Genomic DNA, 13789 nt, shown 5'->3' with positions numbered 1-13789 from the left:
CAACGTCATGAGCGACATCACTGCAAAACCCCTTCGCGTCCTCTTCTGTGGCGCGGTCCTGCAGAATTTCTTCGACCTGCCCGCCTCCGGAATTGGCGAGGTCTGGGCGGCCACGGGCGTCATGCTCAAGGGTATTCGCGATCTGCCCGGCGTGACGGTGCTCGGCACGCTGGACGACGACGAGACCATGGTCGGGACGTCGCCCAACGGCTGGCCCTGGACCTTCTATATTCTAGCCGACGTGCCCGACCGCGCCACCGTCGTCTCCGCTTGTAACCTGTTCCGCACGATCCAGGTTGGGGAGCACCGCCTATGGAAGTACATGCGGGTCGAGGCGCGTATCGGCCGGGAACTGGTCATTCCCGAATGAATCCCGTCCCGTCAGACGAGATCATCGGCCGTTTGGCGCGACTGGAGGCGGCGGACGCGGTTCGCCGAACCGCCACGCGATATTTCCGACTGTGCGATGATCTGGGGCCCCGGACCCAGTTTGACGAACTGGGAGCGCTCTTCGCGCGCGAGGCGGTTTGGGAGGGCCGGGGGCGCTATCGCCAGGCCTTCGGCCTCCATAGAGGGCGGGACGCCATCGTAGCGATGTTGGCGGGCTATGCCGATCCGGCGCATTTCGTTCTGAACGCTCACTACCTCTCGTCCGAAGACATCCTGGTCACGGACGAACATCATGCGGTCGGGTGCTGGATGATGCTTCAGGTTTCGACCTACCGCGACGGACGGTCGGATCTGCGGAGCGCGCGACTAGCCCTTGATTTCGTCTTCCAGGAGGGAAGCTGGCGCATCGCCCGCTTCGTCACCGAGAACATCTTTTCCCGCGATGTCGGTCCCTGGAACGACGAGGCTCCGATCTCGACGCCCCAAGCCTCCGCACCATCACAACACTCCGAGGAGCAGCTATGAGCGATCATGACTATGCCGCGCTCGTCCGCACGGACCGGGTACACACCTCTCTCTATCGAGATCAGGCCATCTTCGAGGATGAGATGGACCGGATCTTCAAGAATACCTGGGTCTGGGTGGCGCACGAAAGCGACCTCCCGGGCAAGAACACCTTCAAGACCTCCTGGGTCGGTCGAGAGCCGGTCATTGTCACGCGCGATCGCGAGTCCGATCTCCATGTGCTGCTCAACCGCTGCCGTCACCGCGCCGCCAGCGTGTGCGAGAAGGGCAAGGGCAAGGCCTCGGTCTTCGTCTGCCCTTACCACGGCTGGAGCTACAATCCCGACGGGCGCCTGCGCAAGGTGCCGCACGCGGCGGGCTATGCCGACGATTTCGACACCGCCGAGTTTCCGCTCGTGTCCCTGCGGGTCGAGACCTACAACGGCATGATCTTCGCCACGTTCAAGGACGACATTGAGCCCCTTGAAACCTTCCTGGGGGCGGCGAAGAAGTGGATCGACCTGTTTATGAAACAGGGCGCGGGATATGGCGTGAAGACCCTGGGCGAGCACCGTTTCCGCTTCCCGGGCAATTGGAAGATCCAGCTCGAAAACACCACCGACGCCTACCATTTCCCGATCGTTCACAAGACCTTTCTCGACTCGCTCGACGCCGACACCGAGAACGTGTTCGACGTCTTGGGGCAGGGGGGGTGGGTCGAGGATCTTGGCAATGGTCACTCGGTGATGGTCATGATCCCAGACCTGATCGACCTTGAGGAAAACCTCGACGCGCCGATCCCTGAGCGCTTCGCGAAGCTCGCCGCGGAACTGGCTGCCGAAGGGCGCTCCGACGACGAGATGCGCCGGGTGGTTCGCGCGGTGGGCGGTTCGGGCTTCAATCTCAACCTATTCCCAAACGTCGCCTGCTCGATGGCGTTCTTCCGCGTACTGCGTCCGGTCACCGTTGAGGAGACTGAAATCATGCACGTCGCCATTGGCATGGATGGCGGACCGGAAGCCGGTAACCGCGCGCGTCTGCGCCTTCACGAACACTTCCAAGGCCCGATGGGCTTTGGCACGCCCGATGACGCGGAAGGCTGGGAGCGTGTCCAGCGTGGCGCCGCGGCGGGCGAGGATCTCTGGATCATGCTCAATCGTGGCGCCGAAGCGCCCGAGGGGTGCGCCGAGCCGGGCCACAACGCCGGCGACGTGAGCGCTGAAACCGGCATGCGGGCGGCCTACCAAATGTGGAAGAGGATGATGACGGCATGAGCGGCATTCTCGAAAAGGTGACAGCGACCGAAGGCTTCGAAGGGCCCGTTGCGACGCTTGAAGAAGCGGCCGCCTTCATTTGGGCGGAAGCCGATCTGCTTGATCGGCTCGACTACAAGCCATGGCTCCCGCTGTGGAGCACGACGGGCAAATACATCATCCCGACCGTGCGCGCGCCATCCGACTACGCCGACGTCCTCAATATCGTCTATGACGATGGCGAACTGCGCGAGGCTCGTGTAAAGCGTCTGCTCTCGGGCTTTTCGATGTCGTCGGCGCCGCCCGCGCGGACGGTGCGCACCGTTTCCCGGTTCGTGGTGACCGCGTCGGGCCCAGGCGTCATCGCTTTGCGCGCCGCGCAGATGTTGGCCGAATACAAATACGGACATATGCGGTTCCTGCCCGCCGACGTGAGCTACCGCCTGGTGCGCGGCGCCGATGGCGGGCTGCTCATCGACGAGAAGGTCGTCACGCTCATCAACGCCGAGGACTATCAGTTCGGTATTGGCTACCTGCTATGAGCGCGGTCATGGACGCCCGGGTTGTCCTCATCACCGGCGCGGCGCAGGGCCTGGGAGACTGCTTGTCCCGCGCCTTTCATGCCTCCGGGTACAGGGTCGGCATTTCGGACATCGACCAGGCCGGGGCTGGCGCTCTGGCGGGCGAACTCGACGGGACGGGCGCCACTGCGTTGGCGATCGGCTTGGACGTGCGCAGTCAGGACCAGTTCGAGTCCGCGCGCGATCGACTTCTTGCCGCCTGGGGGCGCATTGACGTCCTGGTCAACAACGCGGTCGTCACCAAGGCGCAGCCCGTCCTCGACATCACGCCGGACGACTTTGACGCTGTGCTCAAGATCAACCTGCGTGGCACCTTCGTCGGTTGTCAGGTTCTGGGGCGTCATTTTCGCGATGTCGGCGCGGGGCGCATCGTGAATATTGCTTCGCTCGCGGGGCAAAACGGCGGAACCGCGACCGGCGCGCACTATGCCGCGTCCAAGGGTGGGATCATCACCCTCACCAAGGTTTTCGCGCGCGATCTCGCCGCCTATGGCGTGACGGTGAACGCCATTGCCCCTGGACCGCTGGATCTGCCTTCGGTGCGGCAGCTCGTTCCCGCCGACAAACTGGACGGCATCATCGCCGGCATTCCCGTGCGCAGCTTGGGGTCGCCCCAGTTCGTGGCGAAGACGGCCGTGCATCTGGCGGGGGCGGACGCCGGCTTCGCGAACGGCGCCACCTGGGACCTCAACGGCGGCCTATTGATGAGGTAATGACCATGATCGACCGCACGCTTTTTCGCACGGCCATGTCGCGCTTGGGCGCCGCCGTGAACATCATCACGACCGACGGTGAGAGCGGACGTCACGGCATGACCGCTTCGGCGGTCTGCAGTGTGACTGATGAGCCGGCCTCACTGTTAGTGTGCATCAACCGCTCTTCGCGCATGAACGCCCTGATCACCGGCAATGGGGTTCTATGCGTGAATGTTCTGAGTGCGGAACATCAAGAGCTCTCCGGTCTGTTTTCCAATCGTGGCCTGAGCATGGATGAGCGTTTCCAGCGGGCCGATTGGAAAGTCCTCGACAGCGGGGCCCCTGCGTTGGTCGGCGCGCTGTGCAACTTCGGATGTCGGGTCCAGTCTGTCTACGAAGTGGGCACTCACAGCGTCTTCCTTTGCCGCGTGGAGGAAGTCCTCTCGCGCGATGATGGGGAAGCGCTGGTCTACTTCGGCCGAGCCTATCACCATCTGCCGCTGGCGGCTTCAGCATGACCGTCTCTAACGCACCGGCTGTCCATGCCGTGGCGCGCGCGCTTGTTGACGCGCGCCGGTATGCGCACGCTTTGGACAGCTTCCCCGGAACGTTGCCAGAAACGCTTGAAGAAGCCTACGCTATCCAACGGGTCGCCATTGAATTTTGGCCTGATGACCTGGCCGGATGGAAGGTGGGGCGACTGTCGCCCGATCTGGTCGAACATTATGGCGTTGAGCGCTTCATTGGGCCGATCTTTCGGTCCGCGGTGTTGCAGCGCCCAGGAGAAGGTCTCGCGCCGTTTGCGATGTTCCCGGGCGGATCGGCTGCTTTCGAGGCGGAGTTTGTCGTCTTCGCGCGGACCGATCGATCCGGTCTCATCACGCCGGAACGCCTGACGATCGGCGTCGAGGTCGCGTCGAGCCCGATCACCTCGTTGCCAACCCTTGGGTCGCTCGCCACTATCGCCGACCTGGGCAACAACGCCGGGCAGATCATTGGGGCGTCGGTACCGCTGGAGCTTCTCCAGGATCCAGCGGCGCTGCCCTGTGAAGCGCGGATTGGCGATGCCGCGCCAATTTCGCGAACCGCGGAAGCCCTTCCTGGTGGTCCTGCGGCGGCCTTCGCGTTTGCGTTGATGCAAGCTGATCGAATGGGGATGCCATTGCGACCGGGACAGTTCGTTTCGACTGGCGCGGTTACTGGCATGCACGCCGTCACGCCTGGGTTGGCGTGCAGCGCCAGCTTTGGCCGGTTTGGCCGGATCGACTGCAAAATCGTCACGCGCGGGGCTCGCTAGGGGCGACGCCAATCCACCCTCGAAAGCAAGCGTGAGAGGCCCTTCAAGCGCGAGCCGTCCCATCGTTGTCAACACCAATCCGGCTGATCAAGGCGTGTCCGTATGATTGAGACTGCAGACGTCGTTATCGTGGGGGCGGGGCACGGCGGCGCCCAGGCGGCCATCGCTCTGCGCCAAGGCGGCTTTTTTGGAACCATCACCGTCATCGGGCGCGAGCCGGAGTTTCCGTACGAACGCCCGCCGCTTTCCAAGGAATATTTCGCTCGCGAGAAGACCTTTGAGCGTCTCTACATTCGCCCCCCTTCCTTCTGGGCCGAGAAGAGCATCGTTTTTGAGCTCGGCGTCGAGGTCATCGAGGTGGCCCCCGAAGCGCAGACACTGACACTCTCGGATGGGCGCGCCTACGGCTACGGCAAACTGATCTGGGCGGCTGGAGGCCAGCCTCGTCGTCTTTCATGCTCCGGGTTCGAACTGGCTGGCGTTCATGCCGTCCGCACCCGTGAGGACTGCGACACCCTGATGGCCGAGATCGACGCGGGAGCTAAGAACATCGTCATTATCGGGGGCGGCTACATTGGGCTTGAGGCCGCCGCGGTGCTCTCGAAAATGGGCATGGTCGTCACGCTGCTGGAAGCGGGCACCCGTGTCCTGGCGCGCGTTGCCGGCGAGACACTCTCGACGTTCTACGAACGGGAGCATCGCGCTCATGGCGTCGATTTGCGGACGGCCATCTCGGTCGATTGTGTTGAAGGCGACGGACAGCGCGCTCATGGCGTCAAGCTGGCGGATGGCGAGGTGGTCGCGTGCGACGCGGTAATCGTCGGCATCGGTATCGCGCCCGCCGTCGGTCCGTTGATCGTCGCTGGGGCCTCAGGTTCCGATGCTCTGGGGGTGAAGGTCGATCCATTTTGCCGCACCTCTCTGCCGAACATCTATGCCATCGGCGATTGCGCGGCTTTCGCCTGCGATTACGCCGGAGGTGCCGTGATGCGCGTGGAGTCCGTACAGAACGCAAACGATATGGCGACCTGTGTCGCCAAGGCCATCTGTGGCGATGAAAAGCCCTACAAGGCCCTGCCGTGGTTCTGGTCCAATCAATACGATCTAAAACTTCAGACCGTCGGCATCGCCGCCGGATTCGACACGGCTGTGACGCGCGGGGAGCCAGAAAGCCGCTCCTTTTCGGTGATTTACCTCAGGAATGGGCACGTCGTGGCGCTCGATTGCGTCAACGCCGTGAAGGATTATGTCCAAGGCCGAAAGCTCGTTGAGGCCGGTGTGACGCCTGATCTTGTGGCGTTGGCCGATCCCGATCTGCCGCTTAAATCGCTGGGCTGATGCGGTAGGGATCTTTTTGCCGCCAATATGAAGGTTATTTGATCCAACTTAAAAAATCACTTGAATAATACACTTTATCGACACAGCCTGATGCCCTGGATCGGGGGCTGTTTGGGGGCAACCGAACAGCATGAGAGAAATGGGGAACATTATGGCTCGTCGCACACACCTCGCCCTTTATGCATCCGGCGCCATGGCGGCGCTGCTCAGCCACTCGGCCAGAGCACAGGAAATTCCCGCGAAGCCTGGAGCGGCCCCTACGGTCGTGGGGAGCCCCGACGACGGTGAGCGGGCGACCGATCTGCAAGAGATCGTCGTCACCGCCAGTCGGACGGGCCGAAGTGGCTACGAAGCGCCTACGCCCACTACGGTCGTCTCGGCCGACGCCATCGCGCAGGCGGCCCCGGCGACGATGGCCGACTATATCAATCAGTTGCCCTCATTCTCCTCCACCTCTTCGCCTAGGGCCGTTGCCGGTCTGATCACATCGCCGGCAGGTGCCAACCTGTTGAACCTGCGAAACTTGGGAGTTGGTCGGACGCTGGTTCTGCTCGATAGCCGACGCGTTGCACCGACAACGGCATCTGGCGGCGTCGACATCAACCTTTTGCCAACCGATCTAGTTAAGCAGATCGACGTCGTTACCGGAGGCGCTTCAGCCGCTTGGGGCTCTGACGCCATTGCCGGCGTCGTCAACTTGGTACTCGACACCAAGTTCCAAGGCGTGAAAGGCTCGATTCAAAATGGCGTTACTACCAGCGGCACGGGCGCTAATCGCAAGTTCTCGCTTGCGGCCGGGACCAGCTTTGCCGGCGGCCGTGGGCACATCTTGGGCAGCGGGCAAATAGAAATCCAGAAAGATGCCGGTACCGCCGGCGATCGCAGTTGGTACAGCGGCGATCGCGTCGTGAACAATCCTGCTTATGTGGCGGGCAATGGGCAACCCCGCCAGCTGTTGACTTCGGGCGGGGGCCTCTCTTCCGCGACCGATGGCGGCTTGATCACCAGCACAAGTTTACGTGGAACTCAGTTCGATGCGCAGGGCCTCCCCTCAACGTTTAATTTCGGAACGACATCCGGCCTTATATCGTACGGCGGCAGCGCTGAGGACGAAGGCGGTCGCATCCAGCTTATCACACCTTACAACAACAAGTCTGCGTTCGGGCGTGTAAGCTTCGACCTGACCGACAACATCACGATCTTCAGTGAAGGCGGTTACGGTCATGCGACGGGTGATGCACAGGGCGTGTCGTTCAATCGTTTCGGAAACCTGACGATTAAAACGAGCAATCCCTATCTCGACGCCGCGACACGCGGTCGCGCGGTCGCCGCTGGGATCAGTAGTTTCAACCTGGGAACCACCAACTGGGCGTTCGGACCATATACCTCGTCGTCAGAGCGAACCTTGACCCGCTTCGCTGCCGGGCTCGAAGGGGGCATCGGTTCTAACTGGAATTGGAAAGTTTACGGCCAGCACGGGTATACGAAGTCTGTCACCGAAATCTCCAACAACGTCATCACTGCGAATTACCTGCGAGCGGTCGATGCTGTCTCCAGCAACGGAACTATCGTCTGCGCCTCGACTCTGCTTGACCCGACTAACGGATGCGTTCCCTACAACGTTTTCGGAACGGGAAATGTGACGCAAGCTGTTCGCGACTACGTGATCGGTACGTCATACCAAGAGGTGAGGCTGAAACAGGATGTCGTATCCGCCGAGATCCGGGGAGAGCCCTTCCAACTCCCTGCGGGCGCCGTTTCGTTTGCGGGTGGCGGAGAGTATCGTCGGGAATCCTATGTTGCCACGGTCGATGACTTGTCCGCTGCGGGAGCGTACTTCGTCGGAAACGGAAAGCCGTCCTCCGGCAGTGTGCGTGTCGCCGAAGGGTTCGCTGAGATCGTCGCACCTTTGCTGCACGAGGTGCCGTTCGCTCGAAGCCTGGACCTTAACGCAAACGCGCGCGTCACCAACTATGATCGCAGCGGCACCGTCGTAACCTGGAAGGCCGGCTTGACCTGGGCGATCGACGATTCGATCATGCTGCGCGCCGTACGGTCGCGCGACATTCGGTCACCGAACCTTAACGAGCTCTTCCAGGCGGGCAACGACAGTGTGCTCGCAGTGAACGATCCTGTTACCGGCACGACCTATGCAACCACTCGCAGCACGACCGGAAATCTGACGTTGCAGCCGGAGAAATCCGATACTTATTCTGCCGGTATCGTGGTGCAGCCGAATTTCTTTCGGAACCTCCAGTTCTCGGTAGATTTCTTCGACATCAAGATCGACGACGCCATCACGGTTCTTGCTGGTCAGGACATCATCGACAGCTGCAATTCGTCCAATATTTATTGCGATCTCATTCAGCGCGATGCTTCCGGCCTAATCACGCGGGTGACCACGCCTTCACTCAACGCACAGTCGGAGCATGTCAGGGGGGTAGATATCGACGCCCGCTACCGCACCAACCTACCTTCACTTGATGGATCGCTCACCCTGAGCGCGCTCGGGTCCCACGTAACCGAACGGTCCATCACGGTTGGCGGAGTTAAGCGGGACTATGCAGGCCAGATGGCTGATGCAAACGCCACGCCAAGCTGGCGCTGGACGTTCGAAGGCAGTTTGGCCGCCGGTCGGACGAGAACTGCCCTGCGCGCTCGTTTCATCAGCGCCGGGAAGATCCGCAGCGATTGGACATCGGCCGACATTGACGACAATTCGGTTCCCCGGACGGTCTACTTCGACCTGAACGGCAGCATGAAGTTCGCCGATCAGCCTGGCTCCCCGGAACTCTTCTACGCAGTCGACAATCTGCTCAATCAGGCACCGCGCGTGGTGCCATCGACGACCGGCAATGTACAAATCCAGATCGGGACCAATCCTTTCATCTACGACACCACCGGCCGAACCCTCCGGGTCGGCGTGAAGTTCTCGCTCTGATCATCGTGGTGCTGGATGTCGCACTCCACAAGAGCGGCATCCGGCACGGATCGGAAAGAGCCCGGAATTGGAATTTCGCGAAGGAAAAAGCAATGTTACATCAGCTGCGAAGTCTAAGGGGGCATTCTAGTCTAGGCGTGCTGCTCGCAGCTCTGCTTGTTTCGGTCTCGTTGAGTGTAGGAGCTTCGGAAGCTCGCCAAGTCTCGACGATCTCGCATGTGACGCCTGAACAAGTCGTCGACGTCACAGAAATCGCGCCTTCGCCGGACGGCTCGACGCTGGCTATTCTCGTACGGCGTCCGAACTCCTCGGGCAGCGCATGGCGCAACGAAGTCGGCATCGTCGATATACGGTCTCGCCAGACTAAGACCCTGATCGGCGATCGCGACGATGTTGGCCAGATCGCCTGGGCTCCGGATGGCTCGCGGTTGGCGTTCACTTCCGCAAGCGAGGGCGGCGCGCGTCAAATCTTCTTCGTGACGATTTCCGACAGAACCGTCCGCAAGCTAACGTCGGAGCCAACTAACATCATATCCTTCGCTTGGAATCATAGCGGCCAGTCGATCGCGTTCAGCATGAGTGATCCGGAGAGATTGCCGAAGTCGGTTGAAGGCGTGTTATCCTTCGAAGCCGGCGCGGGGCCGTATCTTGTAAAAAAGGACTATGTCGCCGCGCATCTATGGACCGTAGATACAGGGATCGTCCCGTCCAAGCCAAAGCGGATCACTCAGGGCGCGTGGTCGCTTCCCTTGCCCGCACGCAAGGGTAACACGGCCCCCCCGTTCTCATGGTCCTCTGGAGACGACAAGATATTCTTCGTGCGCCAGCAGTCTCCTCGCGACAACGGGGACGAAGCGGAATTGTGGTCGATCACGCTGGCCGACCTGGAAACGAGGCAGATCCTGCCTGGTAGCGCCAAGGTACGCACGCCCATGGCGTCTCCCGTAGCGGAGGTGGTCGCTTTCTCAACATCACCGGGAGATGAACAACCCATCCGTGCCACTGGCCTCCTGGCCGTAGGCAAAGGGAAGGTCACATGGTCGTACCCCTCATTGGACCGGAGCATCTCGCCGCTTGGCTGGTATCCCGACGGTTCAGCGTTGCTGGTGGGCGGAGGCGACGGTGCGCTGGCCTCCCTTTGGGCGCAGCAATTGGACGGATCGGCTCGCCGCATCGATAGCGGAACGCTCAGCGCGACTGGCGCCATGTGGTTCGCGACCCAGCGCCAGCCGGTCGCCGCCGTCGATCACGACAAGTCGGTGTACTTCGTCGGCAGTGCCTCCAACACGCCGCCGGAAGTCTACGTGGTCCGGCGCGGTAGTGCTCCGCAGCAGCTTACCCAACTGAACCGCGACCTTGCGAAAGGTCAGGACTTCAAACGGACTGTCGTCAACTGGACGAGCGCAGACGGGATCCTAGTCAACGGCCTGCTCACCTTGCCGACTGATACCTCCAAGACGGTTCCGCTCGTGGTGCTCATCCACGGCGGTCCCGAGGCTGCTGCAGGGCTCTCCTATTCGGTTCAGGCACGTTTGTTAGCGGCGAAGGGTTGGGCGGTGTTTGAGCCCAATTACCGTGGCAGCAACAATCAGGGTGCGAAAACGCAGGCGGCGGGCTTTAGCGACATCAACATTGGACCGGCCCTAGATATCATGACTGGGCTGGAGCAGGTGCTTCGGGAAAATCCCATTGATCGCGCTCGGGTTTCGCTCGCGGGCTTGTCGAACGGTGGCCACCTGACGGATTGGCTCGTCGGGCACGCCGAGGGCTGGTCCGGAGCGGTCGCGATCGCCGGGCTGTCCGACTATCTCGACCAGGCGACGCTCAGCAATTCTGTCGGCGCCAATTTGTTCCGGTTCGGCGGAACGCCGTGGGCTGCGGGCGGATTGGCGCGCTTGAGAAACAACTCGCCGCTCGCCGCGTTCTGCCACGTCCGGACGCCGCTGCTTCTGCTGCACAACACTGGCGATCCAAACGTTCCTATTACGCATAGCTACAAGATGTACCAAGCCCTCCAAGCCACCGGACAAGTGGTCCAGTTTATCGCCTATCCCGCAGCGACCCACGAGCCTTCCGATCCGGCGCGCATGCACGACATCGACGAACGCACGATCGATTGGATAGGTCGCCATTTCGATACGCATCCAGGTCCGCTCACCGGGCCCCACCTGCGTGAGGAAGTCGAACCATGCTGAAATGTGCTCGCGCTCCAACCTTAGCAGCAAAACGGAACGGATATCATTTTCATAGCGGCCCGGCGATTTTGGATCGGAAGCTTTTTGAGGAGACATAAGCCCAACCCGCTCATCATGGTACAGCGTGCGAGCCGCGTTCGCCGCACGGGGTCACCCTTCGAGCAAGGGGGTCCGTTTGATCGCCTCGGCGACAAGTTCCAGTTCGGGCGACTCATCGTTCTTACGGCAGGTCATGAAAATGGGCGACGTCGCCGGCTCAAGTAGGTCGCGATACTTTACCCCCTCCAGTCCAGACTGGCGAACCGACTCCGGGACGATGCAGGCCCCCTCCTCGGCCGCGACGAGGCCGAGGGCGATCTGTAATTCCCGAACCTCGTGGGTCAGGCGAGGCGACAAGCCGTAATCACGGAAGGTAGCCAATACCTGATCGGCATAGCTGGGGCGCGGCTCTCGCGGATAAACAATAAGGGGAAGGTCGGCCAAGGCCGCTAGGGCGACGGGGCCGGGCGCGGAGGCGAGGGGATGGCTGGCGGGAATGGCCGCGATAAGGCGTTCCTCGCGCAGCACCACGCGCTTGATCGCGTCATCCTCGAACCGGATACGACCAAAGCCAACGTCGATACGAGCCGCCTTGAGGGCGGTGACCTGCTCCAAGCTGACCATCTCAAGCAAACTAAGCTCAAGATGCGGTCCGATACTGCGCAACTGCCTGATGAACTGCGGAAGTCCCGCATAGATGGTCGATGCCACGAAGCCGATCACCAGCCGTCGGGGCTCCGCGCCGCGCGCGCGGCCAATCATGGCGCTTAAGGCGTCGGCCTTGGCGAGCATTTGCACGGCCTGCTCGTAGACCAATTGTCCGATCGCTGTCAGGCGAAGGGGGCGCGCGAGGCGGTCGATCAGTTGAGCGCCAGCCTCGGCCTCCAGCTGTTGAATCTGCCGGCTTAGCGGAGGTTGGGCCATGTTCAGGCGTTCAGCAGCCCGCGTGAAGCTCTTGTCCTCGGCGACGGCCACGAAATAGCGGAGCTGACGAAGATCCATTCTAAATACCTAAAAGGTATCGCGGGCAGACGCCAACGGTCTTTGTCATGGGCGCGGTTTGGGTTGAAGGTTTTGAGGAGAACCGGAGGAAGCGCATGGCTGTTTCATCAGTGCGGATCGAGACGATCATCGTCGATATTCCGACGATCCGCGCCCATGTCCTGGCCATGGCGACCATGCACCGGCAGTCGATCGTGCTGGTTCGAATCCTCGGAGACGATGACATCGAAGGCATAGGGGAGGGGACCACCATTGGCGGCCTCGCCTATGGACCCGAAAGCCCTGAGGGCATCAAGCTAGCGATCGACACCTACATCGCTCCTGTGCTGGCCGCCTGCGACCTGTCACGGATCGGCGAGACCATGGCGGCGGTGGGGCGTAACGTCGTGGGTAACCACTTCGCCAAATGCGCGGTCGAGACGGCGCTGCTGGATGCGGCGGGAAAACGCCTGGGCGCGCCGGTTTCACAGTTGATCGGCGGCGGTCGCCGGCGCGAGAGCTTGCCGGTGGCGTGGACCCTGGCCAGCGGCGACACTGGGCGCGACATTGAAGAGGCCGAGCGCATGCTGGCCGCCCGACGTCACAACATTTTCAAACTGAAAATCGGCAAGGGGGCTGTCCGCGCGGATGTTGCCCATGTGGCCGCGATCAAGAAGGCGCTCGGCGAGCGCGCGAGCATCAGAGTTGATGTCAATCAAGCCTGGGACGAAGTCCAAGCCGAGTTAGGCATGGGGCTGTTGTTCGACGCGGGCGTGGATCTGGTCGAGCAACCAGTGGCGCGGCACGCCGCGGGCGCCATGAGCCGGCTTTCGACGCGCCATGCCCTTCCCATGATGGCCGACGAGTCGCTGCAGGGTCCAAAGGACGCCTTCGCGCTGGCTCAAGCCGGCGATGTTCGCGTGTTCGCCGTCAAGATCGCCCAGTCGGGCGGCCTGCTTGCCGCTCATGACGTCGCCCAAATCGCTGAAGCGGCTGGGGTCGGTCTTTATGGTGGCACCATGCTCGAGGCCGCGATCGGAACGGTCGCTTCGGCGCACCTCTTCTCCACCTTTGGATCGTTGGCCTGGGGCACCGAACTCTTCGGGCCTCTGCTCCTTACCGAGGAGATTCTCGCCCAGCCCCTGACCTATGGCGACTTCGCCCTGGCGGTGCCGACGGGACCGGGGCTGGGCGTCGCGCTGGACGAGGAGAAGATCGCCTTCCTCCGACGCGATCGTCAGGCCCGGCCGACGTTCAGCCTTCCCGCCAAGGAGAGCGTCTGATGCTGTTTCATGTGGAGATGGACGTGAACGTCCCCCTCGACCACGACGCGGCGCGGTTCGAGGCGCTTAAGCAAGCTGAGAAAGCGCGTTTCCAAGACCTGCAAGGCCAAGGGATCTGGCGGCATATCTGGCGGGTCGTAGGCCACTACAGCAACGTCAGCATCTTCGATGTCGAGGACAATGCCGCCCTGCACGACATTCTGACGAGCTTGCCGCTCTATCCCTTCATGATCGTGCGCGTGAAGCCGCTGTGCCGTCATCCATCGTCCCTGCACGGCGACGATCGTTAAAG

The 13789-nt window shown here is 61.9% G+C and carries 13 protein-coding genes; 12 read left to right on the top strand and 1 reads right to left on the bottom strand.

The annotated features are described in order from the left end of the window. Positions 1–7 precede the first annotated feature (7 nt). The 10 genes from ACW175_RS14920 to ACW175_RS14875 all read left to right on the top strand — a co-directional run bounded on the left by ACW175_RS14920 (position 8) and on the right by ACW175_RS14875 (position 11194). On the top strand, positions 8–370 hold the full coding sequence (locus tag ACW175_RS14920; protein WP_492100833.1) for a hypothetical protein: 363 nt from the start codon (positions 8–10) through the stop codon (positions 368–370). Then, complete coding sequence (locus tag ACW175_RS14915) at positions 367–915, top strand: nuclear transport factor 2 family protein (RefSeq protein ID WP_492100832.1); 549 nt, start codon at positions 367–369, stop codon at positions 913–915. The genes ACW175_RS14920 and ACW175_RS14915 overlap by 4 nt, the downstream gene beginning before the upstream one ends. Then, positions 912–2168 (top strand): aromatic ring-hydroxylating oxygenase subunit alpha, encoded by a 1257-nt coding sequence (locus tag ACW175_RS14910; RefSeq protein ID WP_492100831.1) that lies wholly within the window; start codon positions 912–914, stop codon positions 2166–2168. The genes ACW175_RS14915 and ACW175_RS14910 overlap by 4 nt, the downstream gene beginning before the upstream one ends. Beyond that, positions 2165–2689, top strand: a complete 525-nt coding sequence (locus ACW175_RS14905; RefSeq protein ID WP_492100830.1) for an aromatic-ring-hydroxylating dioxygenase subunit beta — start codon at positions 2165–2167, stop codon at positions 2687–2689. The genes ACW175_RS14910 and ACW175_RS14905 overlap by 4 nt, the downstream gene beginning before the upstream one ends. Positions 2690–2697: 8 nt before the next feature. Continuing rightward, positions 2698–3441, top strand: coding sequence for an SDR family NAD(P)-dependent oxidoreductase (locus tag ACW175_RS14900; protein WP_492100829.1), 744 nt, complete (start codon positions 2698–2700; stop codon positions 3439–3441). Then, positions 3441–3941 (top strand): flavin reductase, encoded by a 501-nt coding sequence (locus ACW175_RS14895; protein WP_492100828.1) that lies wholly within the window; start codon positions 3441–3443, stop codon positions 3939–3941. Before ACW175_RS14900 ends, ACW175_RS14895 begins: the two co-directional genes overlap by 1 nt. Beyond that, positions 3938–4720 (top strand): 2-keto-4-pentenoate hydratase, encoded by a 783-nt coding sequence (locus ACW175_RS14890; RefSeq protein ID WP_492100827.1) that lies wholly within the window; start codon positions 3938–3940, stop codon positions 4718–4720. The genes ACW175_RS14895 and ACW175_RS14890 overlap by 4 nt, the downstream gene beginning before the upstream one ends. Before the next feature lie 102 nt (positions 4721–4822). Further along, positions 4823–6058 carry an NAD(P)/FAD-dependent oxidoreductase gene (locus ACW175_RS14885; protein WP_492100826.1) on the top strand — a complete coding sequence of 412 codons (1236 nt, stop codon included), beginning with the start codon at positions 4823–4825 and terminating at the stop codon, positions 6056–6058. A 151-nt stretch (positions 6059–6209) separates the two neighbouring features. Further along, the gene (locus ACW175_RS14880) at positions 6210–8999 is read left to right on the top strand and encodes a TonB-dependent receptor plug domain-containing protein (RefSeq protein WP_492100825.1); all 2790 of its coding nucleotides are present in this window, start codon (positions 6210–6212) and stop codon (positions 8997–8999) included. A gap of 137 nt (positions 9000–9136) precedes the next feature. Beyond that, the gene (locus ACW175_RS14875; RefSeq protein WP_492100824.1) at positions 9137–11194 is read left to right on the top strand and encodes a S9 family peptidase; all 2058 of its coding nucleotides are present in this window, start codon (positions 9137–9139) and stop codon (positions 11192–11194) included. A gap of 150 nt (positions 11195–11344) precedes the next feature. On the opposite strand, the gene ACW175_RS14870 is transcribed toward ACW175_RS14875, so the two are convergent. Then, the gene (locus tag ACW175_RS14870) at positions 11345–12235 is read right to left on the bottom strand and encodes a LysR family transcriptional regulator (protein WP_492100823.1); all 891 of its coding nucleotides are present in this window, start codon (positions 12233–12235) and stop codon (positions 11345–11347) included. A gap of 47 nt (positions 12236–12282) precedes the next feature. Here ACW175_RS14870 and ACW175_RS14865 point away from each other — a divergent pair, with 47 nt between their 5' ends. Continuing rightward, positions 12283–13497 (top strand): muconate/chloromuconate family cycloisomerase, encoded by a 1215-nt coding sequence (locus tag ACW175_RS14865; protein ID WP_492100822.1) that lies wholly within the window; start codon positions 12283–12285, stop codon positions 13495–13497. Beyond that, positions 13497–13787, top strand: a complete 291-nt coding sequence (gene catC, locus ACW175_RS14860; protein ID WP_492100821.1) for a muconolactone Delta-isomerase — start codon at positions 13497–13499, stop codon at positions 13785–13787. Before ACW175_RS14865 ends, catC begins: the two co-directional genes overlap by 1 nt. The last annotated feature ends 2 nt before the right edge of the window (positions 13788–13789 follow it).

The organism is Caulobacter sp. FV1ye6ST (assembly GCF_058681225.1).
This window is presented reverse-complemented; position numbering and strand designations above follow the sequence as displayed.

Coding starts and splice junctions, on each gene's coding strand:
- ACW175_RS14920 (WP_492100833.1), top strand. CDS start 8: ATGAGCGACATCACTGCAAAACCCCTTCGCGTCCTCTTCTGTGGCGCG.
- ACW175_RS14915 (WP_492100832.1), top strand. CDS start 367: ATGAATCCCGTCCCGTCAGACGAGATCATCGGCCGTTTGGCGCGACTG.
- ACW175_RS14910 (WP_492100831.1), top strand. CDS start 912: ATGAGCGATCATGACTATGCCGCGCTCGTCCGCACGGACCGGGTACAC.
- ACW175_RS14905 (WP_492100830.1), top strand. CDS start 2,165: ATGAGCGGCATTCTCGAAAAGGTGACAGCGACCGAAGGCTTCGAAGGG.
- ACW175_RS14900 (WP_492100829.1), top strand. CDS start 2,698: ATGGACGCCCGGGTTGTCCTCATCACCGGCGCGGCGCAGGGCCTGGGA.
- ACW175_RS14895 (WP_492100828.1), top strand. CDS start 3,441: ATGACCATGATCGACCGCACGCTTTTTCGCACGGCCATGTCGCGCTTG.
- ACW175_RS14890 (WP_492100827.1), top strand. CDS start 3,938: ATGACCGTCTCTAACGCACCGGCTGTCCATGCCGTGGCGCGCGCGCTT.
- ACW175_RS14885 (WP_492100826.1), top strand. CDS start 4,823: ATGATTGAGACTGCAGACGTCGTTATCGTGGGGGCGGGGCACGGCGGC.
- ACW175_RS14880 (WP_492100825.1), top strand. CDS start 6,210: ATGGCTCGTCGCACACACCTCGCCCTTTATGCATCCGGCGCCATGGCG.
- ACW175_RS14870 (WP_492100823.1), bottom strand. CDS start 12,235: ATGGATCTTCGTCAGCTCCGCTATTTCGTGGCCGTCGCCGAGGACAAG.
- ACW175_RS14865 (WP_492100822.1), top strand. CDS start 12,283: ATGGGCGCGGTTTGGGTTGAAGGTTTTGAGGAGAACCGGAGGAAGCGC.
- catC (WP_492100821.1), top strand. CDS start 13,497: ATGCTGTTTCATGTGGAGATGGACGTGAACGTCCCCCTCGACCACGAC.